General features: G+C 67.8%; 24 protein-coding genes. 17 read left to right on the forward strand and 7 right to left on the reverse strand.

Annotated features, from left to right (window positions below):
* The first annotated feature begins 50 nt into the window (after positions 1 to 50).
* The 4 genes from IEY07_RS21340 to IEY07_RS21355 are packed head-to-tail and all read left to right on the forward strand — an operon-like array spanning position 51 to position 2,815.
* Positions 51 to 485: an ANTAR domain-containing protein gene (locus IEY07_RS21340; RefSeq protein WP_188897702.1), complete on the forward strand. Its 435-nt coding sequence runs from the start codon at positions 51 to 53 to the stop codon at positions 483 to 485.
* Complete coding sequence (locus IEY07_RS21345; RefSeq protein WP_188897704.1) at positions 482 to 1,159, forward strand: GAF domain-containing protein; 678 nt, start codon at positions 482 to 484, stop codon at positions 1,157 to 1,159. Before IEY07_RS21340 ends, IEY07_RS21345 begins: the two co-directional genes overlap by 4 nt.
* Positions 1,156 to 1,878 (forward strand): GAF and ANTAR domain-containing protein, encoded by a 723-nt coding sequence (locus tag IEY07_RS21350; RefSeq protein ID WP_188897706.1) that lies wholly within the window; start codon positions 1,156 to 1,158, stop codon positions 1,876 to 1,878. Before IEY07_RS21345 ends, IEY07_RS21350 begins: the two co-directional genes overlap by 4 nt.
* 19 nt (positions 1,879 to 1,897) lie before the next feature.
* Positions 1,898 to 2,815 (forward strand): NADP-dependent oxidoreductase, encoded by a 918-nt coding sequence (locus IEY07_RS21355; RefSeq protein WP_188897708.1) that lies wholly within the window; start codon positions 1,898 to 1,900, stop codon positions 2,813 to 2,815.
* Between the two features lie 12 nt (positions 2,816 to 2,827).
* On the opposite strand, the gene IEY07_RS21360 is transcribed toward IEY07_RS21355, so the two are convergent.
* Positions 2,828 to 3,763 (reverse strand): NAD-dependent epimerase/dehydratase family protein, encoded by a 936-nt coding sequence (locus IEY07_RS21360; RefSeq protein ID WP_188897710.1) that lies wholly within the window; start codon positions 3,761 to 3,763, stop codon positions 2,828 to 2,830.
* A gap of 70 nt (positions 3,764 to 3,833) precedes the next feature.
* Here IEY07_RS21360 and IEY07_RS21365 point away from each other — a divergent pair, with 70 nt between their 5' ends.
* Positions 3,834 to 4,271 (forward strand): MarR family winged helix-turn-helix transcriptional regulator, encoded by a 438-nt coding sequence (locus IEY07_RS21365; RefSeq protein ID WP_188897712.1) that lies wholly within the window; start codon positions 3,834 to 3,836, stop codon positions 4,269 to 4,271.
* 7 nt (positions 4,272 to 4,278) lie between these two features.
* On the opposite strand, the gene IEY07_RS21370 is transcribed toward IEY07_RS21365, so the two are convergent.
* Positions 4,279 to 5,115: a helix-turn-helix transcriptional regulator gene (locus IEY07_RS21370; RefSeq protein ID WP_188897715.1), complete on the reverse strand. Its 837-nt coding sequence runs from the start codon at positions 5,113 to 5,115 to the stop codon at positions 4,279 to 4,281.
* A 101-nt stretch (positions 5,116 to 5,216) separates the two neighbouring features.
* On the opposite strand from IEY07_RS21370, the gene IEY07_RS21375 reads away from it, so the two are divergent.
* Positions 5,217 to 5,975, forward strand: a complete 759-nt coding sequence (locus tag IEY07_RS21375; protein ID WP_188897717.1) for an SDR family oxidoreductase — start codon at positions 5,217 to 5,219, stop codon at positions 5,973 to 5,975.
* Between the two features lie 54 nt (positions 5,976 to 6,029).
* Here the strand turns inward: IEY07_RS21375 and IEY07_RS21380 are convergent, their stop codons facing one another.
* Positions 6,030 to 6,689 (reverse strand): helix-turn-helix domain-containing protein, encoded by a 660-nt coding sequence (locus tag IEY07_RS21380; protein WP_188897719.1) that lies wholly within the window; start codon positions 6,687 to 6,689, stop codon positions 6,030 to 6,032.
* 95 nt (positions 6,690 to 6,784) lie between these two features.
* Here IEY07_RS21380 and IEY07_RS21385 point away from each other — a divergent pair, with 95 nt between their 5' ends.
* Positions 6,785 to 7,756, forward strand: coding sequence for an oxidoreductase (locus IEY07_RS21385; protein WP_188897721.1), 972 nt, complete (start codon positions 6,785 to 6,787; stop codon positions 7,754 to 7,756).
* 27 nt (positions 7,757 to 7,783) lie between these two features.
* Here IEY07_RS21385 and IEY07_RS21390 read toward each other — a convergent pair whose 3' ends face one another.
* The gene (locus IEY07_RS21390) at positions 7,784 to 8,152 is read right to left on the reverse strand and encodes a VOC family protein (RefSeq protein WP_188897723.1); all 369 of its coding nucleotides are present in this window, start codon (positions 8,150 to 8,152) and stop codon (positions 7,784 to 7,786) included.
* 63 nt (positions 8,153 to 8,215) lie between these two features.
* On the opposite strand from IEY07_RS21390, the gene IEY07_RS21395 reads away from it, so the two are divergent.
* Positions 8,216 to 8,674, forward strand: a complete 459-nt coding sequence (locus IEY07_RS21395) for a MarR family winged helix-turn-helix transcriptional regulator (protein WP_188897725.1) — start codon at positions 8,216 to 8,218, stop codon at positions 8,672 to 8,674.
* Between the two features lie 13 nt (positions 8,675 to 8,687).
* Here IEY07_RS21395 and IEY07_RS21400 read toward each other — a convergent pair whose 3' ends face one another.
* Positions 8,688 to 9,695: a DUF3500 domain-containing protein gene (locus tag IEY07_RS21400; RefSeq protein WP_229670481.1), complete on the reverse strand. Its 1,008-nt coding sequence runs from the start codon at positions 9,693 to 9,695 to the stop codon at positions 8,688 to 8,690.
* Positions 9,696 to 9,806: 111 nt separating this feature from the next.
* On the opposite strand from IEY07_RS21400, the gene IEY07_RS21405 reads away from it, so the two are divergent.
* From IEY07_RS21405 to IEY07_RS21440, 8 genes are all read left to right on the forward strand, one after another.
* Complete coding sequence (locus IEY07_RS21405) at positions 9,807 to 10,226, forward strand: hypothetical protein (RefSeq protein WP_188897727.1); 420 nt, start codon at positions 9,807 to 9,809, stop codon at positions 10,224 to 10,226.
* Between the two features lie 215 nt (positions 10,227 to 10,441).
* Positions 10,442 to 12,043, forward strand: coding sequence for a peptide ABC transporter substrate-binding protein (locus IEY07_RS21410; protein ID WP_188897729.1), 1,602 nt, complete (start codon positions 10,442 to 10,444; stop codon positions 12,041 to 12,043).
* Between the two features lie 3 nt (positions 12,044 to 12,046).
* The gene (locus tag IEY07_RS21415) at positions 12,047 to 13,459 is read left to right on the forward strand and encodes a M14 family zinc carboxypeptidase (RefSeq protein WP_229670483.1); all 1,413 of its coding nucleotides are present in this window, start codon (positions 12,047 to 12,049) and stop codon (positions 13,457 to 13,459) included.
* Positions 13,456 to 14,391, forward strand: a complete 936-nt coding sequence (locus IEY07_RS21420; RefSeq protein WP_188897731.1) for an ABC transporter permease — start codon at positions 13,456 to 13,458, stop codon at positions 14,389 to 14,391. Before IEY07_RS21415 ends, IEY07_RS21420 begins: the two co-directional genes overlap by 4 nt.
* Positions 14,388 to 15,281, forward strand: coding sequence for an ABC transporter permease (locus tag IEY07_RS21425; protein WP_188897733.1), 894 nt, complete (start codon positions 14,388 to 14,390; stop codon positions 15,279 to 15,281). The genes IEY07_RS21420 and IEY07_RS21425 overlap by 4 nt, the downstream gene beginning before the upstream one ends.
* Positions 15,282 to 15,348: 67 nt before the next feature.
* A complete protein-coding gene (locus tag IEY07_RS21430) occupies positions 15,349 to 16,794 on the forward strand; it encodes a serine hydrolase domain-containing protein (protein WP_188897734.1) in 1,446 nt (481 codons plus the stop codon).
* 47 nt (positions 16,795 to 16,841) lie between these two features.
* On the forward strand, positions 16,842 to 17,453 hold the full coding sequence (locus tag IEY07_RS21435) for a GbsR/MarR family transcriptional regulator (protein WP_188897736.1): 612 nt from the start codon (positions 16,842 to 16,844) through the stop codon (positions 17,451 to 17,453).
* Positions 17,453 to 19,105 carry a dipeptide ABC transporter ATP-binding protein gene (locus tag IEY07_RS21440; protein WP_188897738.1) on the forward strand — a complete coding sequence of 551 codons (1,653 nt, stop codon included), beginning with the start codon at positions 17,453 to 17,455 and terminating at the stop codon, positions 19,103 to 19,105. The genes IEY07_RS21435 and IEY07_RS21440 overlap by 1 nt, the downstream gene beginning before the upstream one ends.
* Positions 19,106 to 19,124: 19 nt before the next feature.
* Here the strand turns inward: IEY07_RS21440 and IEY07_RS21445 are convergent, their stop codons facing one another.
* Positions 19,125 to 19,967, reverse strand: coding sequence for an oxidoreductase (locus tag IEY07_RS21445; protein ID WP_188897740.1), 843 nt, complete (start codon positions 19,965 to 19,967; stop codon positions 19,125 to 19,127).
* A 124-nt stretch (positions 19,968 to 20,091) separates the two neighbouring features.
* Between IEY07_RS21445 and IEY07_RS21450 the strand changes: the two genes are divergently transcribed.
* Positions 20,092 to 21,015, forward strand: a complete 924-nt coding sequence (locus IEY07_RS21450; RefSeq protein WP_188897742.1) for an AraC family transcriptional regulator — start codon at positions 20,092 to 20,094, stop codon at positions 21,013 to 21,015.
* Here IEY07_RS21450 and IEY07_RS21455 read toward each other — a convergent pair.
* Positions 21,005 to 21,895 (reverse strand): RNA polymerase sigma-70 factor, encoded by an 891-nt coding sequence (locus IEY07_RS21455; RefSeq protein ID WP_229670484.1) that lies wholly within the window; start codon positions 21,893 to 21,895, stop codon positions 21,005 to 21,007. The two genes, IEY07_RS21450 and IEY07_RS21455, sit on opposite strands and share 11 nt — an antisense overlap.
* Positions 21,896 to 21,907 lie beyond the last annotated feature (12 nt).

The raw sequence follows: 21,907 nt of genomic DNA on the forward strand, positions 1-21,907 counted from the left end.
CGTCTCCGCCCTGTGTCCGCGGATACGACCCTCAATCGGGGTTGATCTGTATGTCTGGACACGATGCCCCGGCGCTCTCCGGCCACCCCATCGAAACTCTTCCGATCGGCGGCCACGAGTCGGCGGAGCCGGAGTGCGGGATCCCCGACGTTGCCGAGCTGATGACTCGGTTGCGCGCGGCCGAGGCAGAGGTCGCCCAGCTCAGGGAGGCGCTCGCCAGTCAGCGGGTGATCGGTGTGGCGATCGGTATCCTGGCTCATCGGTTCCGCTGCCCGCCGGAACAGTCCTGGCAACTGCTGGTCCGGTTGTCACAGACTTCCAACGTGAAGGTCCGGGAACTCTCCAGGATCCTGGTCGACGCGCACGCCGGACACGACGTGGCGGCCGACGCCGACGTGCTGGCGATGTTGGCATCGCAGCTGCCGGTCGGCGGCCAGGATCTGGGGCTGACGGCGCCGACGAAGGGATCGGAGAAGGACCAATGAGCGGCCCGACGGGCGACAGCCCAACAGCGGATGGTGACGAGATCTTTGCCGACGGGCCACTGATCAGAGGAACCGAACCACTGCTGGCGTTGGCCGGCGGCCGCGAGGTTCTCACCGATTCCGAACTGCTGACCCGCGTCGACCAGCTGTTGACGGCGGCCGTCGAGGTGCTGGGCGTGGATACTGTTGGACTGATGCTCCTCGATGACAGGGACCGACTGCACCGGGTCGGCGCGACCGATGAGATCGCCGACCTGCTGGAGCGTGCCCAGGCCGAATCCGGCGAGGGTCCCGGGGTCGAGTCACAGCGGACCGGCGCTGCCGTCGCCGTCGCAGATCTGTCCACCTCCGATCGCTATCCGCTGCTGCAGTCGCGGGTGCAGGGCAGCGGCATTCGGGCAGTGCTGTCGTCGCCGGTCCGGGTGGACCAGCAGACGATCGGGAATCTGAATGCCGTCCTGCTGCGCGCCCATACCTGGACCGAGCCGCAGCTGCGCGCCAACCAGGCCTATGCCGACGTCATCGGGCTCGCGCTCAAGACGGTCGCCCAGGCCCGGGCCACAGCCGGCCGGGTCAATCGACTGCAGCGCCAGCTGGGCGGCTCGTCGCGATCCGGCGCTGCCGGGGAACAGGACCTGGAGCGTCCAGGCGACGACGTGGAGGCTGCCGAATGAGTGTCATCGACCCGCAGGCGCTGACCACCAGCCTGCAACGGTTGGCCGGTCGGGGCACTGCTGACGAGTTGCTGCCGACATTGCGGGCGGTGGTCGATGCCTGCGTCGACCTCTTCGGGGTGTCCGGTGCCGGCATCATGCTGGCCGACGAGCAGAACATGACCCGCTACGTCGCGGCCTCCGACGGGCCCGGTCGGATCCTCGAGATCGTCGAGTCCGAGACCGGCCAGGGGCCTTGCACCCAGGCGTTCGTGACGAACCAGATCGTTCCTAGCAGCGACGTGACGACCGACAGCCGGTGGCCCCGGTTGGCGACACTGATCCGGCCGCACGGGGTCCGGGCGGTGCTGGGGGTGCCGATAGCGCTCGGCGGCGCCCCGGTGGGCACCCTGGACGTCTATCTGACCGAGCCACACGAATGGACGTCGGGCGAGCACGCTGCGTTGAGCCGCTACGGCGACGTCGTCGAGGCGGCACTTGCGGCCTCGCTGTCCGCGCACCGGGCCGGCGAACTGGCTGAGCAACTGCAGTACGCCCTCGACTACCGGGTCGTCATCGAGCGCGGCATCGGCTATCTGATGGCCCGGGACCACCTCGACGAGGTGTCCGCCTTCAACCAGCTCCGCCGGGCCGCCCGCAACAGCCAGCGCAAGGTCGGCGACGTCGCTGAGCATCTGCTGGCGACCGGCGACCTGCCGGGCGGGCAGGGCAACCGGTAGCGCCGCTAGAGTCGAGCTTGTGAAAGCCGTTCGCTTCAGCCGCTTCGGCGGTCCGGAGGTGCTCGAGATCGTCGACCTTCCTGACCCGGTGCCGGGACCCGGGCAGATCAGGATCGCTGTCCGTGCCGCGGGGATCAACGCCAGCGACTGGAAGAAACGGCAGGGACTGATGGATCCCGACCTACCTCAGACGCTCGGCTACGAGGCAGCGGGAGAGGTCGACGCAGTCGGGCCCGGCGTCCGTGACGTCGCGGTCGGCGACCGGGTCTTCGGATTCTCCACCGACGGCGCAGCCCAAGCGGAGCTGGCGGTCCTCTCGGCGTATGCGAAGGTTCCGGATCGGCTCGACTTCGCCGAGGCCGCCGCGCTCCCGTCGGCCCTGGAGACCGCCGCCCGGGCGCTGGACGAGTTGGGCGTGCGGGACGAGTCCGACGTGTGGGGTGGGGCAACGGTGTTGATCAACGGCGCCTCGGGCAGTGTCGGGAGTGCCGCGGTCCAGCTCGCGGTCGCCCGCGGCGCCCGGGTGATCGGCACCGGGAGCCCGGCCAGTCAGGATCATCTTCGTTCGCTCGGGGCCGAGCCGGTGACGTACGGGCCCGGGATGGTCGAACGGGTTCGTGATCTTGCTCCCGACGGCGTCGATCTGGCGCTCGACGTTGCCGGCAGCGGCGTGCTGCCGGAGTTGATCAAGCTGACCGGCGGGCCGGAGCGGGTCGTCACGATCGCCGATTTCGTCGGCGCGCAGCGCAACGGCGTCCGCTTCAGCCGGGGCGACAGTGGCCGGGCGCTGTACGTCCTGGAGCAGGTCGGGGACCTGATCGCCTCCGGCCGGTTGGTGATCCCGACGATCCAGACCTTCCCGCTCGCCGATGTCGAGTTGGCCCACCGGGCCGGCGAGGACGGCGTACGGGCCAAGCTGGTGCTGCTCATCGACTGACCGCCGATCCGGCTACCGCTCGTTCGTCTGCAGCCAGCCGACGTAGTCCGCGGCCGCGGCGGTCAGGTCGTAGACGGGCGCGAAATCGGTATCGGTGGTCAACCGGGTGGTGTCGAGCCATCGGGGCTCCGGTCCACCGGGGGGAAGATCGAATCCGAAACCTGGCACTACCGCGGCGAGCGCGGCGACGACCTCGGCATTGCTGGTGGATCTGCCGGAGCCGACGTTGTAGGTCTGGTGCTGCAGACCCGGTGACAGCTGTAGCAGCGCCAGCGCACGGCCGGTGTCCTTGACGTAGCAGAGGTCGAGCGAATCGTCGGCGTGCGGCCGATGCACCAACCCGGACAGATCGGGCGCGATCCGGTGCGCGGCCGCGTACGCCAGCGAAGGTGCAGGGAAGAACGGGTCCGGCAGGTGGCCGCCGGGACCCCAGGTGCCGGAGATCCGCGCGGTGATCACCGACAGATCGGACTCCGCGTCGACCTGGGCTGCGACCAGTTCGGTGAGCTTCTTCAGCGTCGGGATGGCGTTGACATGCTGCAGCGGCAGCGGCTGGTCCTCGGTCAGAGCTCCGGCGGCTGCGCCGTAGACGCCGATGGTGCTGGCGACGGTGACGCGATCGACACCCCATGCACGGCCGACGCGCAGGATGTTGATCACGCCGTCGATGCCACGCGCGATGCGATCGACCGGATCGGCTGACGGATCGCTCCACGGAAGGGTGATCGCAAGATGCACGATGCCGGTGATCGGATACTGCCGTCCGACGGCGCGGAGGCTCCTCAGGTCGGTGATATCGCCTTGGGCCATGTGTACCCCAAGATCGGCCAGCTGCGGAGGAGGCTGTGGAGTACGGCGTTGGAGGAGGACGCATTCCTCACCCGCCTCGTAGAGCGCGCGGACGGTGTGTGAGCCGATGAATCCGGCTCCGCCGGTCACGAGAATCATCGCGAGTCCTTTGTGTTGGAAGACTGATTGTCAGTAGTACTGACGATCAGCTTAGAGGTAGAATCACGTTATGCCAAGCAAGCCGACTGCCGTCGAACCGGAGGATGCGCTCGGGTATCTCGTCAAGCACGCCCATCAGCGCCTCACCGCGCTGACCGACGGAGCACTCGTGCCGCTCGGAATCGACAGCCGGGATTTCGGCGTGCTGCGGCTGCTGGTCGGGCGAGAACCGCTGTCCCAACAGGAGGTCGGGGCCCGGCTCGGCCTCGACCGCACGACGGTGGTCGCGCGGATCGACGGCCTCGAGGACAAGGGCATCGTCACCAGGCAGCCGGATCCGGCGGACCGGCGGCGCAACGCGATCATCGTCACCGAGCGTGGACTCGCGCTCTGCCGGAAAGCCGATGCTGCTTACGGCGCGGCGGAGGCGGCATTCCTGGCACCGCTCAGCGGTGCCGCGGCGACACAGTTCCGGCGGACGCTCCGTACGCTGCTGGTGATCGACTGAGCGATGATCAGGCGAACTGCTCGTTACCCAGGACGGCGAGCAGTCGGATCTTCTCCTCGGCCTCGCTGTTCGGTGTCGGAGTCAGCACCAGCAGCGCCTGGGACTGGTCCTCGGTGAAGAGTGCCTGGCAGTCCACCTCGATCTCGCCGATCTCCGGGTGCACCAGGGTTTTGTGATCTTCGAAACGCCGTGCGACCTCGTGCTGCTCCCACAGCTCCCGGAACTCCGCCGACTCCAGGAGCAGGACGCGTACCAACTCCGCTGCCCGGGAATGATCACCCGCGGCACCGTAGGCGGCGCGCAGTCCGGCGACCTGACTGCGTGCTTGGCGAGCATGATCAGCCGGCGGATAGACCGAACGGCTGGCCGGGTCGGTGAACCAGCGATACACCTCGCTGCGGGACCAGCCGGTCAGGTCGGCCCGGTCGCCGAAGATCGCGATCGCCAGCCGGTTCGCGACCAGAGTCTCGCCGAGTTGGTTGATGATCAGCGCAGGGGAGTCCTCGAGGCGGTCCAGCACCCGCAGCAGTGCCGGGGCGAGATGGCTGTCCAGCGGCGTGCGGCGCGGCACTTCGTGGCCGGCCAGACGATAGAGGTAGTCCCGTTCATCGACGGTCAGCCGCAGCGATCGTGCCAGGGCTGCCAGCATCTGCTCCGACGGCTGCGGGCCGCGTTGCTGCTCCAGGCGTACGTAGTAGTCGACCGACATCCCGGTCAGGGCGGCGACCTCCTCGCGCCGCAATCCGGGCGTACGCCTCCGCGGACCCGGGATCAGGCCGACGTCGGAGGGCCGCAATGCTTCCCGGCGGCGGCGCAGGAAGTCGGCAAGAGCAGCACGATTCATGGTTCCATGGTGCCGCGCGGGCGCCGGCGCAGCCAGGGATCGCCGATCCCCCGATCACCGGGTCTCTCCCGCTTCCCCCGATGGACAGGCAGGGTGGGGGCATGAACATTTCCGGAAACACGATCTTCATCCCCGGCGCGACCTCCGGCATCGGACTGGCCCTCGCGCAGCGCCTGCAGTCGGCAGGCAATGTCGTGATCATCGGCGGCCGCCGCACCGAACTCCTGGAGAGCCTGGCTGCCGAGCACGGCTTCGGCACGGTCCGGATCGACACCGCCGATCCGGAGTCGATCACTACGGCGACCTCCGACGTGATCGCCCGGTTCCCGGAGCTCAACGTGTTGCTGGCGATGTCCGGCATCATGCGCGCCGAGGACTGGACCGGCCCGGGCTTCCTGGCCGACGCCGAGGAGACGGTGATCACCAACGTGCTCGGACCGATCCGGCTGATCGCCGCGTTGACCCAACACCTGCAGTCCCGTCCGAACTCCGCGATCATCACGGTCTCGTCGGGGCTGGCCCACACCCCGCTGCGAGTGACTCCGACCTACAACGCCACCAAGGCGGCCATCCACCAGCTCAGTGAGTCCATCCGGCTGCAGCTCGAGCCGGTGGGTGTCCAGGTGATCGAACTGGTGCCGCCGGCGGTTCGGACCGATCTGATGCCCGGGCAACGCGAATCGGACTTCGCAATGCCGCTGGACGATTTCGCCGACGAAGTGATGTCCTTGCTGGACAAGGCTCCCGACGCTCACGAGATCCTCGTCGAGAATGTCAAGTTCCTGCGCTTCGGTGAAGTGCGCGGTGACTACGACCAGGTTGTCGCGACGCTCAACCGGAGTGACCCGCACAGCCGCTGATGGACGCTTCGACGGGCTCAGGGGTCTGTGCGGCACTCAGCTCGTCGGGGCGGATCAGACCAGCCCGAGTTCGCGGGCCCGGACCCCGGCCTGGAAACGGGACTCGGCACCGAGCGCGCCCATCAGCTCGGCGACCCGCCGCCGGTAGGTCCGCAGTCCCAGCCCGAGGGCCCGCGCGGCTGACTCGTCCTTGACTCCCTGGCCGAGGAGATCGAGCACCTGCGGGGCGATCTGGCGGATCTCGGCCACCCGGGCGTCGAAGTCGGCCAATTCCGTCGCCGAGCGCCAGGCGGCCTCGAAGAGCGAGGACACGCCCTGCACGGTGTCCGGCTGGGTGATCACGCTGTAGCTGCGCTCGCCGGCGCTCCGGTCGCCGGCCAGGATCACCAGCCGGCCGTCGAGGATGATCGTCTCGTTGATCTCGTCGGTGGTCAGTCGGATGTCGGCGCCGAACTGGTCCCGGCGCTTGGCAAGTTCACGGGCCGCGACCGGGTCGAGCAGCAGCCCGGCCCGATAGAGCTTGCGCATGCGCAGGCTGCCCCGAGGCCTGGCGGCGGCTGCCGCCGTGATGTCCCGCGACCCGTGCCGCCAGGCCCAGGCCCAGAGGTCGTTGGCCGCACAGGCGACGTCGGTGGCAGCAGCGAACAGATGCTCCGTACGCCGGTGCAACTCTTCCTCGCCACGCACGATGGTGACCGATTCGACAGTCGGCATGACTCAGATTCTGCCCCGTGGGTACAACCCGGCTCGGCGGTGGCAGCTTGTTGCCATCGGTGGGGATCATGGTCGGTCGCCAGCAAGCTGGACACATGACCACCAATCCCGACACCACCAATCCCGACACCACCAATCCCGACACCACCAATCCCGACACCGACGCTCCGAGTGCTGCTGCCGCCGGCACCTGGCAACTCGGCGACCGGACCGTCAACCGTCTGGGCTTCGGGGCGATGCGGCTGCCGGGCATGCCGTGGGAGCCGCCACACAGCCGGACGGACGCTCTCGCGGTCCTGCACCGGGCGGTCGAACTCGGTATCAATCACATCGACACGGCCGCCTTCTACTTCAGCGCCATCCGATCCTCCAACGAGCTGATCAATACGGCCCTGCAGCCCTATCCGGACGACCTCGTGATCACCACCAAGGTCGGTCCGTCGCGATCGCGTGATCAGCAGTTCGAGCCGATGGCCCGGCCCGACCAGCTGCGCAGCCAGGTCGAGGAGAATCTCCGCCAGCTCGGTCGTGACGAACTCGACGTGGTCAATCTGCGCTGGGGTAGCGGCCACGACAAGGAGCCCGGTTCGATCGCGGAGCATCTCGGTGCCCTGGTCGAGCTGCGGGACGCCGGCCTGCTCCGCAATATCGGCATCTCCAACATCACCGCGGAGCAGCTCACCGAGGCGCTCGGCATCACCGAGATCGTCTGTGTCCAGAACCAGTACGGCCTGACGAACCGGCGCGACGACGACGATCTGCTGGAATTGTGCGGTCAGCACGGGGTTGCGTTCGTCCCGTTCTTCGCGGTCGCTGCCGGCGCTCCGGGTCAGCAGGCGACTGCTGAGCCCGGGCGGGGCGAGCTCGAGACCGTCGCCGCAGCGCACCATGCGACACCGGCGCAGATCCGGATCGCGTGGACCCTACACCGCGGCCCGCACGTCCTGGCCATCCCCGGCACCGGCAACCCGGACCATCTGGCGGAGAACGTGGCCGCTGCGGGCATCCGGCTGACGGCCGACGAGCTCGCGCTGCTGGATGCGATGGCCCGACCAGCCGCCTCCTGAGGTGGGCTGACAGGGCCGGGAGGCAGCTCAGGCCCGGTCGTGCAGCGTGACGTGGTAGCCGTCGGGGTCGGCGAAGGTGAATGTCCGGCCGAAGGGCCCGTCGATGGGTGCGGAGACGATCGTGTGGCCGTCGGCGACCAACGCATCGTGGATGGCTTGGACGTCAGTGGCGTGCAGCCAGAGCGCGACCCCGATGCCGGGCTGCTCGGCGGATGCGAGATCGGTGCCCGGGACGATGTCGCGCAGGGCGAATGCGATCGGCTTGGTTTCGAAGACCACGGCATGTGGGGGTCCGGTGGGTGACCGGACCAGGCCGAGATAGCGCTCGTAGAAGGCCTGCGAGGCGTCGAGGTCGCGAGCTTGGAGGGAGATGAAGTCGGGGCCGGTGGCCGGCATGATGATGCTCCTGTCTGTCGTGTCAGTTTACTGACACAACAGAGTGTATGTCAGAATTCTGACATGAGTCAAGCGCGTGTCACTGTCGACCTGGAGACGTCCCTGGGCTATCTGCTCAAGGAGGCGTCGAGCGTTCTGAGGACCGCGATGGAGGAGGTGCTTCGTCCGCTCGGCATGACGGTGACGCAGTACTCGTGTCTGGAATTGCTGGCCCAACGGCCCGGCTTGTCGAATTCGGAGCTCGCGCGCGGTGCGTTCGTGACCCGGCAATCGATGAATGTGCTGCTCCAGGCGCTGGAACGCGACGGCTTCGTCACCCGACCCCCGCAGGCGCGGATCGGCAAGGTGCTCCCCACGCGACTGACACCGCGAGGCCGGCGCAGCCTGGAGAAGGCGTCGGCGGCCGTACGGTCGGTCGAGGTCAGGATGCTGGCCGGCCTGAGCGAATCCGAGCAGGCTCAGGCGTTCCGGATCCTGCAGAACATGATCGACTCGCTGCGCGTGGTCAACGACGACGGATAGCCGGCCGGTACCGCTAGACCGATCCGCCGGGGTGCGGAGCCTCGGCGTAGTGGCGAGCGAGCAGGTCGCCGGCGAAATCGCGGCGCAGGTCACGCCAGACCGAGTGGATGTGGTTGGCGTCGTCCTGCGTGTTGTCGTATTCGATCAGTACGCTCGGACCGCTGATGGCGTAGTAGTGGCCCGTGCCGTGCTCGATCGGGCCGGCCCACCCGAAGGCCAGATTCTCCAGCCCGGCGTCGGTGATGTCGTTCCAGGCCTGGTCGGCGATCACCGGAGTTGCCCGATCGAGGTACTGCCGGACCAGGGCGACGAAGAGCTCGCGTTGGAAGTGGTCCAGCCGGGCATAGGGGATCCCGCTCGGCTGCTGCTGCGGCAGTGCCGCGACCGGATCCCAGCGGGTGGCGATGTCGACCGGTGCCGTCCCAGCGATCACTGCCGTACGGCGCTGGTCCTCCTGCAGTGCCAGCACCAGCTCCCGGGCCAGGTCCTCCTCTCGGGGCAGGGCTCGCAGGCCGCTGTGCGGTCCCGACAGCACTGTGGCCGGCGACGCCCCGAAGAAGTGCGGCAGCCCGCTGACTCGGTCGCCGATCACGGTGGCCTGCGCCAGCAGATGGTGGCCGTTGATCCGCCACGCCCACGGGTCGCCGCCCGTGGGATCACCCAGAACCGCAAGCCAGTACGGCAGCTGGCGCGCGTGCGTGTGACCTGCCTGCTGTCCGGTCTGCTGGTGGAACAGTTCGTGCTTGACCGCTTCGATGGTGATCACGATCTGGGCATCCGACCAGCCGCGGGCACTGTGGATCAGCCGCAACAGGTCCAACGCCTTGTCCAGCTGCTCCGCACCCAGGTCTCCCAGGCGAAGCCCGGGTCGCTCGCCGGGGAAGTAGGTCCACTGCCGGTGGAAGTCGGCGTCGAAGGCGAAGAGTGCGCGATCGCGCTGGCCGGCGTCGAGACTGTGGAGCAGATCTCGAACGGTCGACCGCATCGCTTCGGCGAGATCCGGCATCGTGACATCGGCCATGACGTCAACCTAGCGGTCGCCTCCGGACAGTCGTCGGGGCGTCCGCGGTCGGCGCGAACCCGCCGCAGCCCTGAAAAGGGGGATGACCTCCGCTCATGCCACGATGCAGCTATGGGTGATGGCACGCATTCGTCCGCCGCCGAGGTCACTCGTGCACTCCTGGCTCTGAAGAGCGAGGGCGACAAGTTCACCATGTCGCTCGACCGCAAGGGCCGCATCGTTGCCTCCTGGTTCCTGGCGAACATGGGCTCCTCGGAGAAGCTGGCGCAATACCGCATCAGCCTCCGCGGCGAAACGGGCGAATACACCTCCTGGCAGTACGACCTGGAGCAGCCCAACACCCACGGCAACGGTCAGCTCGTCCCGAGCTACTCGTACTCCTTCAAGAGCAAGGAGCTGACCGATCCGGTCGACGCGGTCCTGGCTGCGCATGGATGGGTCGAAGCGGCTCCGTGGCTGGTCCGGTTCTTCCTGTTCTTCGTCCGCCCGTTCCGGCGGGGCGAGAAGCGGGGCGAGAAGTCGGTCGGCTGAGCGCAGCCCGACTCCGCAAGGGCACTTCGCATTCGTTACATCCGTAGTGGCATGGGTTGTTTCTGGTCTGTTTCGTACGTGTAAAGGTTTCAACGTATTTTGAAACTTCTATGGACCTGGAGCGTACGCATCCGTAGCGTTGGCGCAACGCCGGGCCGCTGACGGATCGGCGACAGACAGCCGTGCGGTCCGACCGCACCGAGCCAGGAGTATCCATGCGTCGATCCGTAATCGGCCTGATCGCCATCGCCGCCGCGACCACCCTGGTGGCCGCAGGCTGCGGACCCACCGGCACCTCCGCCAGCGCAGGTGGCAGCGCGGCCGACACGTCCCTGGTCTATGCGACCGGTGAACCGGACCATCTCACCCCCGGGCGACAGACGGTCGCCTTCGACCAGGTGATGGCGCTCTTCGCGCCGCTCACCTGGATCGACAACAGCAACAAGGTGACCGATCTTGCTGCCAAGTCGGTCACCACAACCGACAACAAGAACTGGACCATCACGCTGCGCTCGGGCTGGAAATTCCAGAACGGGGAGCCGGTCACCGCCCAGAGCTACGTCAAGGCGTGGAACTACGAGGCGTACGGCCCGCACGCCTGGGAGAACTCCGGCGAGCTCGCCGAGATCGTCGGCTATACCGACCTCAACCCGGCCAAGGGCAAGCCGAAGACGACCGAGATGAGTGGTCTGAAGGCCACCGGTACCGACACCTTCACCGTCGAGTTGACCCATCCGGACAGCCAGTTCCCGATGCAGCTCACCCAGGCCCAGACCGGCTTCTTCCCGATGCCCGAGGCGGCGTACAAGGATCTGGCGGCCTACGACCGCAAGCCGATCGGCAACGGCCCGTACGAGATGACCGAGGCCTGGAAGGACAACCAGCCCTTCACCGTGCAGGCGTGGAAGGGTTACCAGGGCCCCAAGGCCGTCACTCAGAAGGTCACCTTCAAGAGCTACACCAACATGGACACCGCCTACACCGATGTCCAGGCCGGTAACGCCGACGTGGTCTTCCTGCCCGCGGACAAGATGACCAGCGCCAAGGGCGACTTCGGTGATCATCTGTACTCGTTCGACTCGCCGGGCATCGACTATCTCGGTTTCCCCTTGTGGAACAAGAAATACTCGGATCCGCGGGTCCGCGAGGCGATCTCGATGTCGATCAACCGACAGGAGGTCAACAAGGCGATCTACGGCGGCCTGTACACGCCGGCCACCGCACTGACGCCGCCCGACATGGCCGGCACCCAGCCCGGGATCTGCGGTCAGTACTGCACCTTCAACCCGACCCAGGCCAAGAAGCTGCTGGCCGAGGCGGGTGGATTCAGCGGCGAGATGGACCTGATCTACCCGGGCGGTGACGGTCTGGACTCGCTCTACCAGGCCTATGCCAACCAGATCCGGCAGAATCTCGGCATCGCCAAGGTGGTCGCCAAGCCCTCGGCGGACTGGGCCTCCTACTACGCGACGCTGACCAACTCCACCGTCGCCGGACCGCACTTCGGACACTGGGGAGCGCTCTACACCAGCCAGCAGAACACTCTGCGCAGCCTCTTCACGACGGCCGGCGGCTGCTACTTCTGCACCGGCAAATATCACAACGACGATGTCGACAAGCTGATGGCGAAGGCGGATTCCGCGACCACCCAGAGTGAGGCCAACACCTACTACACCCAGGTCCAGAAGCGGGTGCTGCAGGACTTCCCGGTGGTGCCGACCTTCTTCGACCGGTACAGCTACGTGACCAGCACCAAGGTCACCAAGCTCCCGTCCATCGAAGGCAGCCCGGTGATCTCCCAGATCAAGGTGAGCTGAGGCGTGCAGAAGACCGGAATCGATCTCGAGTCGATCCTCCAGTTCACCGACCGGCTTCCCGAGGTCGACGGATTCCTCCCGGTCGACGACCTGATCGCCCGCTTCGATGCATTGGCCGATTCGTCGGCCGGGCGGGTGATCAGGTCCCGGGCCGGCACCAGCCGGCTCGGCGAACCGATCCACTCCTACACCGTGGGCGACGGACCGCGTACGGCCCTGATCGTCGGCGGTGTGCATCCCAACGAGCCGATCGGATCGTGGACCGCGCTGTGGCTGGCCGAGGCGGCCGCGGCCAAGGAGGAGCCGGTCGCCTCGCTCGGCTATCGCTGGTGCATCGTGCCGACGATCGACCCGGACGGTGCCCGGCTCAACGAGAGCTGGTTCGCCAACCCGGCGGACCGGATCGGCTACGGCCGCGGCTTCTACCGGCCGGCACCCGACGGTCAGGCGGAGTGGACCTTCCCGACCAACTACAAGAACGCCTACTTCGACCGGGTGCTGCCCGAGACGCTGGCCTTCATGCGACTGATCGATGATCTTCGACCTGACCTGCTGGTCAGCCTGCACAACGGCGAGATGGGGGGTGTCTACTACTACATCTCCCGGGACGCTCCCGGACTCGTCGGTGCGTTGTCGGCGATTCCCGATCACTTCGGGCTGCCGCTGGATGTCGGGGAACCGGAGTCGCCGTACCTGCGGGCGTTCGCTCCGGCGATCTTCCGGCTGGACCCCGTCAGTGCGGCTTACGACTACTACGAGGACCTCGGCGTCGACCCGTCGGGTTTCATCTCGGGATCGGCCTCCAGCCACTATGCCGCCCGTTACGGGACCCTGTGCCTGGTCGCGGAACTGCCGTACTGGAAGCATCCCGATGCCGGCGACACCAGCCCGACGGAGGAGACGTACGCCGACATGTTGCGCCGCACCGCCGGCGACATGATCGCGATGGCCGACACGTTGTCGGGCTACCTGGAACGGGCCGAACCGTACCTGATCTTGAAAACGCCGTTCCGGGAGGCGACCGAGGCCTTCGTCCCGATGTTCAAGGCGATGGGCGAGACCGACCTGCGTCGCGCCGGCGACGAGCCGGCCGACCGGATGGCAACGGTCGCCGAGACCTTCGGATGTGAGGACCTGCTGCACTGCTTCCGGCTGCGCTACGGCGGAATCCTGCTGCGGGCCGTCGAAGCGGAGACCGGTGCCGGGACAGCGCCGCCCGAGCTGCGCCGGTTGCGTGCGGAGGTCGCGGCGACGTACGGCGACTGGCAGCGTCAGGCCGCCGACCGGACCGGGGCGGAGGCGATCCCGATCGATCGGCTGGCCGGTGTCCAGCTGGCCGCCACCTTGGCGTCGGCCGCCTCGGTCGTCGGCGAGTCCGTCGCCGAACGTGTCGGCAGTGCGGGGTCCGCCCTATGAACAAGGCCGCGATCGTCGTTGGTCGTCGGCTCGGCGAGTTGATCATCGTTTTCCTCGGCGTCACGTTGTTGATCTACCTGATGGTTTTCGCGCTGCCCGGTGATCCGATCAAGGCGCTGGGCGGCGATCGACCGCTGACCGACTCCGTGGTCCATGCGCTGCGGGCCAAGTACCACCTCGACGAGCCGTTCTTCGAGCAGTATCTGCGCTATCTGTGGGGACTGCTGCACGGCGACTTCGGTGTCGACTTCAACGACGAAAGCGTCGCCTCACAGATGGCCAGCCGCTGGCCGGTGACGATCACGCTGGCGCTGACCGCCTGGGTGATCGAGATGATCTTCGGTGTCGGCCTCGGGGTGATCTCGGCGCTGCGCCGGGGAAGCTTCGCCGACCAGGCGATCCTGATCTTCACCATCGTGATCGGCGGCATCCCGGTCTTCGTCATCGGCGTTGCCAGCCAGCTGGTCTTCTCGGTACGCCTGCACTGGTTCCCGGTCGCCGGCATCGTCTACGGCTGGCCCAAGTCCTACATCCTGCCCGCCGTGGTGATCGCGATCTTCGGGCTGGCGGCGGTGTCGCGGCTGACCCGCACGTCTATGATCGAAACACTCGGCAGTGATCACATCCGCGCGGTCCGGGCCCGGGGACTGCCGCCGGCCAGGATCGTCGGCGTGCACGCGATGCGCAGCTCGCTGATCCCGACCGCAACCTATCTGGCCACCGACCTCGGCTACCTGATGGGCGGCACGGTGATCATCGAGGGCATCTTCAACATCCCGGGGGTCGGCAACCTGCTCTTCCAGGCGATCCGGACGCACGAGGGGCCGACCGTTGTCGGTGTCTCCACCGCGCTGATCCTGATCTTCCTGGTCACCAGCGTGCTGGTCGACCTGCTGCATGCGGCCCTTGACCCGAGAGTGAGGCGTCGATGACCGAGACAGTGATCAGCCAGACGATCGAGCCGACCGCGACCATCGTCGGCAAGCGGTCCTGGGGGCGCGCCCTGCTGACCCCGTCGTTCCTGGTGCCGGCGGTAGTGCTGGCCATCCTGATCCTGATCGCACTCCTTCCCGGCCCGATCGCCGGCATCTTCGGCCACGGTGATCCGCACGCGTGTGACCTCGGCAGGAGCACGGACGGACCGGCGAACGGGCATCCCTTCGGCTTCGACCTGCAAGGCTGTGATGTCTACGCCAACGTCATCTACGGCACCCGCTCGTCGCTGTCGGTAGGACTGCTCACCACCGTCCTGGCGATGGCCGTCGCGCTGGTCGTGGGCACTGCGGCCGGGATGTTCGGCGGCTGGTTGGACACCGTGCTGTCCCGGCTGACCGACATCTTCCTCGGCTTCCCGTTCCTCCTCGGCGCGGTCGTGGTGCTCGGCAGCGTCGGCGAGCGTTCGGTGCTGACGGTCTCGCTGGTGCTGGCGCTGTTCGGCTGGCCGACTATGGCCCGGCTGACTCGTGGCGCCGTCCGGGGCGTCCGCGGTGCGGAATTCGTCCAGGCCGGCCAGGCCATGGGGTTGTCGACCTGGCGGATCGTCACCCGGTACGTATTGCCGAGCTCGATCTCCCCGGTGCTAGTCCTGGCGACCATCACCGTCGGCGGTGTGATCGTTTCGGAGAGCTCGCTGACCTACCTCGGCATCGGCCTGCAGCCGCCGGCCGTGTCCTGGGGACTGGAACTGTCGGCCGCATCGGGCAACTTCGAGCGGGCACCGCACATGCTGATCTTCCCCGCGCTGTTCCTGGTGATCACTGTGCTGGCGATCATCGGGCTCGGCGACGCGCTCCGCACCGCACTGGATCCCAAACGTTCATGATCAACCCGTTCATGATCAACCCGTTCATGATCAACCCGTTCATGATCAAGACGAGAGAGCACCGACTGTGACCAATACCCCCACTTCATCCGATGACCAGCTCCTCGACCGCTATCGCGCGACCCTTCCCTACATCGACAGCTGGGCGGCGTACAAGACCTGGCAGTTGCGCGTTCCCGGCGTCCAGGTGGCGATCGGGCACCGGGACGAGGTGCTGTTCTCCACGGCGTACGGGTCGGCAGACGTCGAGAAGGGCGTACGGCTGGGGACCGGGCATCTGTTCCGGATCGCCAGCCACTCCAAGACCTTCACCGCAACCGCTCTGGCCCAGCTGGTGGAAGCGGGCAAGCTGCGCTTCGACGATCCCGTCGGACAGTACATCCCGCAGCTGGCCGCCGCCGGTTCGCCGATCGCCGATGCCACGGTCCGCGAGCTCGCCGAGCAGAGTGCCGGTGTCATCCGGGACGGCCTGGACTCCGACCACTGGCAACTGGCGCAGCCGTTCCCGGACGAGGAGAAGCTGCTGGACCTGGTTCTCGACCATGGCACCAAGACGCCGGTCGGCAGCAAGTTCAACTACAGCAACCTGGGCTACTCACTGCTCGGTCTGGTGGTTGCCGCGGCTTCGGGGCAGAGCTACCGCGACTACGTCAAGGCCGAGATCATCGACAAGCTCGGACTGGCCAACACCGGACCGGATTTCGACAAGAGCCGGCCTGCAGAGGAGTGGGTCCGGGGCTACTCCGGCCTGCACGCGGCCCGGACCCGCAAGCCGATCGACCACGTCGATACCCATGCGATGTCGTCGGCGACCGGCTTCTACAGCACCGCCGAGGACCTGGTGCACTACTTCTCCGCCCACCTGCCCGGCGATGACCGGCTGCTGACCGACCACTCCAAGTGGCTGCTGCAGCACGAGGCGTGGAAGGGCTCGGACAAGGAGAGCTCGGGTGGCTACGGGATCGGTTTCGGCAACGAGAAGGTCGACGGCACCCGGGTGGTCGGCCACTCGGGCGGCTTCCCGGGCCACATCACCCAGTCGCTGTTCGAGCCGGAGTCCGGTGTCGTGGTGTCGGTGCTGACCAACTGCGCCGCAGGCCCGGCCAGCGTCATCGGCCGCGGCATCCTGTCGCTGCTGTTCGCCGCCGCCGACGAGTCCGCACCCGGCACGCCGCTGTCGCAGATGCCCGCCGATGTCGACCCGGCGACGGTGACGGGCCGGTTCGCCGGCAACTGGGGCGTGGCCGACATCGCCGTGGTCGGCGACCGGCTGCTGCAGATCGATCCCGGCTCGCCGACGCCGCTCGAACTGCCGGTGCGGCTGGAGATCACCGACGCCGACACGGTCCGCGCGACGGCCGGCAGCCGTTTCGGCGCGATCGACGAGGATATCCGCTACCTTCGGGACACCTCCGGTGCGATCACGTCCGTGCGCAACGGCGGCGGGATGAGCATGACGCCCTGGGACGTGCCCGGAGACGAGGACCCGTTGATCTCCGCAGGGGTGGCATAACGGGCCCCGGACGAGCAATGGTGCAGGAGAGGACGGGAATCCAGACGATGGCGACGGCACGGGACGACGGTGATCCGGGGCCGAGCGATGTTCGGCAGCCGGTCAACGGCCGCGGATCGGCCGGGCTGTCGGCCGAGCGGCGGGAGTTCATCGAGGACTTCGCGACTTTCTGGCACGGCTCGGGCAGTCCGCTGATGGACGGCCGGGTCCTGGCCTACCTGATGATCCTGCCCGCACCGTACGCGTCCTCGGCCCAGATCGCGGAGGACCTGCACGCCAGTTCCGGATCGGTGTCGATGTCCACCCGGCGATTGCTGGACGAGGGTTTCATCAAGCGCTACGTCGCTCCCGGCGAGCGGCGCTACTACTTCCGCACCGAGGCCGACATCTGGGGCAGCTGGCTGGCCGGGGAGCCGCGCTACCTCGGCCGGCAGCGGGACGTGATGGAGCGCGCGCTGGCGGTGGTCGGCAAGTCGGACGACCCGCAGGACGCCGGGGTCGTCAAGAAGCTCGAGAACGGACGCGACTACATGATCTGGCTCGCCGAATACCACCAGACGATGCGCCAGGCGTGGGAGACCTACAAGGCCGTCCGCGATGCCCGGCAGAGCAAGGCGCAGGACAACGCGCGAGACGACTCGCAGAACGGGGAGATGTGATGGCGGACCAGTCAGAAGCAGCCGTGCTGGCGGTCGAGCATCTCAGTGTCGCCTTCGGGGACAAGGGACACGAATCGGTCGTCGTCGACGACGTCTCGTTCGCGATCGGCTCCGCCGAGGTGGTGGCCCTGGTCGGAGAGTCCGGATCCGGCAAGAGCATGACCGCGATGAGCGTGCTCGGCATCACTCCTTTCGGCAGCCGGGTCAGGGGCCGGATCGTCGTCGGCGGACTGGACACCGTCGCCGCCACCGAACAGCAGCGCCGCATGATCCGCGGCCGGGTGGTCTCGATGATCTTCCAGGACCCGGTCGCCGCTCTGGACCCGGTCTACTCGATCGGATTCCAGATGGCCGAGGCCGTCCGCAGGTCCAGTCCGGATCTGGACCGGGCGGCGGTCCGCGCCCGCTGCCTCGACCTGCTGGAGTCGGTCGAGATCCCGGAGCCCGAGCGCCGGCTCAAGCAGTATCCGCACGAGCTGTCCGGCGGCCAGTGCCAGCGGGTGATGATCGCGATCGCGCTGGCGGCCGATCCCGACCTGCTGATCGCCGACGAACCGACCACCGCCCTGGACGTCACGGTCCAGGCAGAGGTACTCGACGTGCTGCGCAAGCTTCGCCGGGACCGGACCACCAGCATCCTGTTGATCACCCACGACATGGGCGTGGTAGCCGATCTTGCCGACCGGGTCGTGGTGATGCGCAATGGCAAGGTCGAGGAGGAGGGGACCGCGACCGAGATCTTCGGCGCGCCGTCGGCCGACTACACCCGACAGTTGCTGGACGCTGTACCCCGGCTGGGACGACGTGGGCAGGCCGATCCCGGTCCCGAGGCCGATACCCCGGTGTTGATCATGGAGGATCTGGTCGTCGAATACGGCCACCGGATCGGGCACAAGTTCCGCGCCGTCGACGAGGTCAGCTTCTCGGTCGGACGCGGCGAGATCCTCGGCCTGGTGGGGGAATCGGGCAGCGGCAAGACCACGATCGGCAAGGCGATCGCCGGCCTCGCGCCGATCACCTCCGGCGTTGTCACCGTCGACGGGGTATCACTGGCCGACACCTCCGGGGCCCGCCGCCGGGCTGCGCGGAGCAAGATCGGAATCGTCTTCCAGAATCCGCTGCTGTCGCTGAATCCCCGCTACACCGTGCATCGGACCATCGCCGAACCTCTCCGGCTGGTGGCTGGGGTGCCGGCGGCAGAGGTGGACGATCGGGTCACCCAGCTGCTCTCCGATGTCGGGCTGGGGGAGGCGTGGCGGTTCCGTTATCCGCATGAGCTTTCCGGTGGCCAGCGGCAACGGGCCGCGATCGCCCGGGCGCTGGCGCTCGATCCAACCTTGTTGATCGCCGACGAACCGACCAGCGCCCTGGACGTCTCGGTGCAGGCCCGGGTGCTGGACACCTTCAGGGAATTGCAGTCCCGGTTGGGATTCGCGTGCCTGTTCATCAGTCATGATCTTGCTGTCGTCGACGAGCTCTGTGACCGGGTCGTCGTCCTGCACAACGGCCGGGTCGCCGAGATCGGCGACCGGCACCAGATCCTCTTCACACCGCAGGATCCGTACACCCGGCGGTTGATCGACGCGGTCCCGGTGCCCGATCCGGCCGAACAGGCCCGGCGCCGTGAGAGCGTTGCGGCGGCCCGGGCGTGACGATCATCGGCCGACCGGGTCAGACAGCTGCCGGGAGGTCGTCCGCGGCGCGGGCGATCTGCTCAAGGGCGTCGTACTCGGCCCGCAGCCGATCCAGCTTCGCGGTGGTGGCGAGGTAGGAGGCTGCGCCCAGTGGTAGATGCAGGTTGCTGCCACTCCGCAGCACATCGGCGATGATCGCCCCGGCGGCCTTGGCCGGATCGCCGGGCAGCGGTGTGGCCGGGTCACTGGCCGCTTCGACCTGCTGCCGCAACGGCGTCCTGTCGTAGGCGGCGATCGGCTCGGCAACTGTCGCCGACGACCGGGCCCAGTCCGTACGGAAGGCGCTCGGCTCGACCAGCAGGACGCGGATCCCGAAGGCATCGACCTCCTGGGCCAGGGCCTCGGAGACGCCTTCGACGGCGAATTTGGAGGCGCTGTAGTAGCCGACGCCCGGGAATCCGTTCAGTCCGGCGATCGAGGCCAGGTTGACGATGGTGCCTGAGCGCTGCTCGCGCATCAGCGGCAGCACCGCGTTGGTTACGCGCATCAGGCCGAAGAAGTTGATCTCGAAAAGCCGCCGCACGGCCTGCGGGTCGCTTTCCTCGACCCCTCCGAAGTAGCTGATGCCCGCGTTGTTGAGGAGCACGTCGATGCTGCCGAAGTGTTCGTGCCCCGCAGCCACGGCTATCGAGACGCTCTCCGGATCAGTGACGTCCAGCGCCAGCGCCAGGGCGGCGCTCGAGTCGTATGGGGCGACGATGTCGGCGATGTCGCCGGGGTGGCGGGCCGTGACGGCCACCTGCTGCCCGTGGGCCAGGGCAGCTGTGGCGAGTTCGCGTCCGAAGCCGGTGGAACAACCGGTGATGAGCCAGGTTTTCATGATGTCGATCCAAGCTCGCAGGCAGCCCCGGCGGTAGATCAGAAGTCACAACATCTTGCCTGATCCTGTCATCGCGGTCTGATCGCGAGGAGCCAGGCGCGCTCAGTGATGGCATATTAGTGGCATGGACCCGGCGGCTCTGCTCGAGGAGATCCGTCAACGGGTGCTCCGGGAGGCCCGCCCGGATCCCCGGACGGCGATCGACGGGCTGCTGCTCTCCCGGCACCAGACCACCGAGCCGGATTACCAGTTGACCGAGCCGCTGTTCATCCTGATGGCCCAGGGCGGCAAGCGGCTGTACGCCGGCAGCGATCTGGTCGAATACGGCCCTGGCCAGTGTCTGGTGGTGACGACGACCCTGCCGCTGTCCGGCCACTTCATCGACGCTCGTCCGGACCATCCGGCGCTCGCCGTCACCCTGCCGCTGCGAGCGGCCGACATCGCCAGCCTGCTACCTGATCTTGGTCGGCTGCCGGCGGTCGGGATGCGGACGCCCGGAGCAGCCGAATCAGCGATCGGCACCCTGACCGCCGATGCTGCCTTGCTCGATGCGGTCGCCAGGTTGCTGCGACCGCTCGATCGGCCCGCACAGTCCGGCGGCCACCCGGGCGACGCGGCCGTGTTGGCGCCGATGATCCGGCGGGAGATCCTGTGGCGGTTGCTGACCGGGCCCGCAGGTCCCCGGATCGCGCGGATCGGGATCGCCGACAGCAGCCTGGTGCACGTCAGCCGGGCGATCGCCCGGATCCGCGAGGACTACGCCCGGCCGATCCCGGTCCCCGGTCTGGCGCGGACTGCCGGGATGAGCAATTCCACCTTTCACCGGCACTTCCGCGCCATCACCGGGATGACGCCGTTGCAGTTCCAGAAGCTGCTGCAGCTGCAGGAGGCGCGGTCGCTCCTGCTGGCCGGTGCGGACGACGTCACCAGGGTCGGGCAGGCGGTCGGCTACAGCAGCCCCACCCAGTTCAACCGCGAATACCGGCGGCTGTTCGGAGCGCCGCCGGGGCGCGATGCTGCCAGCCTGCGCCGGGTCGTCAGCGGCTGATCGCCGTCTCCCGGTCCAGCCGGCCGAGTTTGTCCGGGTTGCGGATGCCGTAGAGGCCGGTGATCAGCCCGTCGTCGAACCGGAGCGCGAGAACCGTGTCGATCCGGCCGTCGGTCCGCAGGATCAGTGCCGGCCAGCCGTTGATCCAGACCGACTCCGCGGTCAGCTGCCCGGTGGTCTCGGCGAGGCCCACGGTGAGCAGCCTGGTCACCCGGCGCGCACCCCGCAGCGGATGCAGGATCGCCTGCCGGACACCGCCGCCGTCGCCGATCATGACCACATCCGGTGCGATCAACTGCAGCAGGTCGTCGGTGCGCCCGGTCTCGACCGCCTGCCGGAATGCCTGCAGCGCGCGGTCCGCCTCCGCGGACGACACCGTGCCGCGAGGACGCCGGGAGCGGACGTGCTCGCGGGCCCGGTGGGCGATCTGGCGTACGGCGTCCTGGCTCTTGTCGACCGTTGCGGCGATCTCGTCATAGCCGACGTCGAACACCTCGCGCAAAACGAACACCGCCCGTTCGATCGGCGACAGCGTCTCCAGCACCAGCAGCATCGCCAGCGACACACTCTCGGCCAGCTCGACGTCCTCGGCCACATCCGGCGAGGTGAGCAGCGGCTCGGGCAGCCAGGAACCGACATAGGACTCCTTGCGCCGTCCCAGCCGGCGCAGCTGGGTCAAGGTCTGCCGGGTGGCGATCCGGACCAGGTACGCCCGATGGTCGCGTACGGTCGCATGATCGACTCCGATCCACCGCAGCCAGGTCTCCTGCAGCACGTCCTCGGCGTCGCCGGCCGAGCCGAGCATCTCGTACGCGATCGTGAACAGCAGCTTCCGGTGCCGGACGAAGCTGTCGGTGGCATCCGTTGCCGGTTCCTGCACGTTCCTGTCCTC

The sequence above is a fragment of the Microlunatus endophyticus genome, assembly GCF_014646195.1.
GTDB classification, from domain to species: Bacteria; Actinomycetota; Actinomycetes; order Propionibacteriales; family Propionibacteriaceae; genus Microlunatus; species Microlunatus endophyticus.

Excerpts from the sequence above, each read along its gene's own strand:
- IEY07_RS21340 (WP_188897702.1), top strand. The coding sequence starts at position 51 with ATGTCTGGACACGATGCCCCGGCGCTCTCCGGCCACCCCATCGAAACT.
- IEY07_RS21345 (WP_188897704.1), top strand. The coding sequence starts at position 482 with ATGAGCGGCCCGACGGGCGACAGCCCAACAGCGGATGGTGACGAGATC.
- IEY07_RS21350 (WP_188897706.1), top strand. The coding sequence starts at position 1,156 with ATGAGTGTCATCGACCCGCAGGCGCTGACCACCAGCCTGCAACGGTTG.
- IEY07_RS21360 (WP_188897710.1), bottom strand. The coding sequence starts at position 3,763 with ATGATTCTCGTGACCGGCGGAGCCGGATTCATCGGCTCACACACCGTC.
- IEY07_RS21365 (WP_188897712.1), top strand. The coding sequence starts at position 3,834 with ATGCCAAGCAAGCCGACTGCCGTCGAACCGGAGGATGCGCTCGGGTAT.
- IEY07_RS21370 (WP_188897715.1), bottom strand. The coding sequence starts at position 5,115 with ATGAATCGTGCTGCTCTTGCCGACTTCCTGCGCCGCCGCCGGGAAGCA.
- IEY07_RS21375 (WP_188897717.1), top strand. The coding sequence starts at position 5,217 with ATGAACATTTCCGGAAACACGATCTTCATCCCCGGCGCGACCTCCGGC.
- IEY07_RS21380 (WP_188897719.1), bottom strand. The coding sequence starts at position 6,689 with ATGCCGACTGTCGAATCGGTCACCATCGTGCGTGGCGAGGAAGAGTTG.
- IEY07_RS21385 (WP_188897721.1), top strand. The coding sequence starts at position 6,785 with ATGACCACCAATCCCGACACCACCAATCCCGACACCACCAATCCCGAC.
- IEY07_RS21390 (WP_188897723.1), bottom strand. The coding sequence starts at position 8,152 with ATGCCGGCCACCGGCCCCGACTTCATCTCCCTCCAAGCTCGCGACCTC.
- IEY07_RS21395 (WP_188897725.1), top strand. The coding sequence starts at position 8,216 with ATGAGTCAAGCGCGTGTCACTGTCGACCTGGAGACGTCCCTGGGCTAT.
- IEY07_RS21400 (WP_229670481.1), bottom strand. The coding sequence starts at position 9,695 with ATGGCCGATGTCACGATGCCGGATCTCGCCGAAGCGATGCGGTCGACC.
- IEY07_RS21405 (WP_188897727.1), top strand. The coding sequence starts at position 9,807 with ATGGGTGATGGCACGCATTCGTCCGCCGCCGAGGTCACTCGTGCACTC.
- IEY07_RS21410 (WP_188897729.1), top strand. The coding sequence starts at position 10,442 with ATGCGTCGATCCGTAATCGGCCTGATCGCCATCGCCGCCGCGACCACC.
- IEY07_RS21420 (WP_188897731.1), top strand. The coding sequence starts at position 13,456 with ATGAACAAGGCCGCGATCGTCGTTGGTCGTCGGCTCGGCGAGTTGATC.
- IEY07_RS21425 (WP_188897733.1), top strand. The coding sequence starts at position 14,388 with ATGACCGAGACAGTGATCAGCCAGACGATCGAGCCGACCGCGACCATC.
- IEY07_RS21435 (WP_188897736.1), top strand. The coding sequence starts at position 16,842 with ATGGCGACGGCACGGGACGACGGTGATCCGGGGCCGAGCGATGTTCGG.
- IEY07_RS21440 (WP_188897738.1), top strand. The coding sequence starts at position 17,453 with ATGGCGGACCAGTCAGAAGCAGCCGTGCTGGCGGTCGAGCATCTCAGT.
- IEY07_RS21445 (WP_188897740.1), bottom strand. The coding sequence starts at position 19,967 with ATGAAAACCTGGCTCATCACCGGTTGTTCCACCGGCTTCGGACGCGAA.
- IEY07_RS21450 (WP_188897742.1), top strand. The coding sequence starts at position 20,092 with ATGGACCCGGCGGCTCTGCTCGAGGAGATCCGTCAACGGGTGCTCCGG.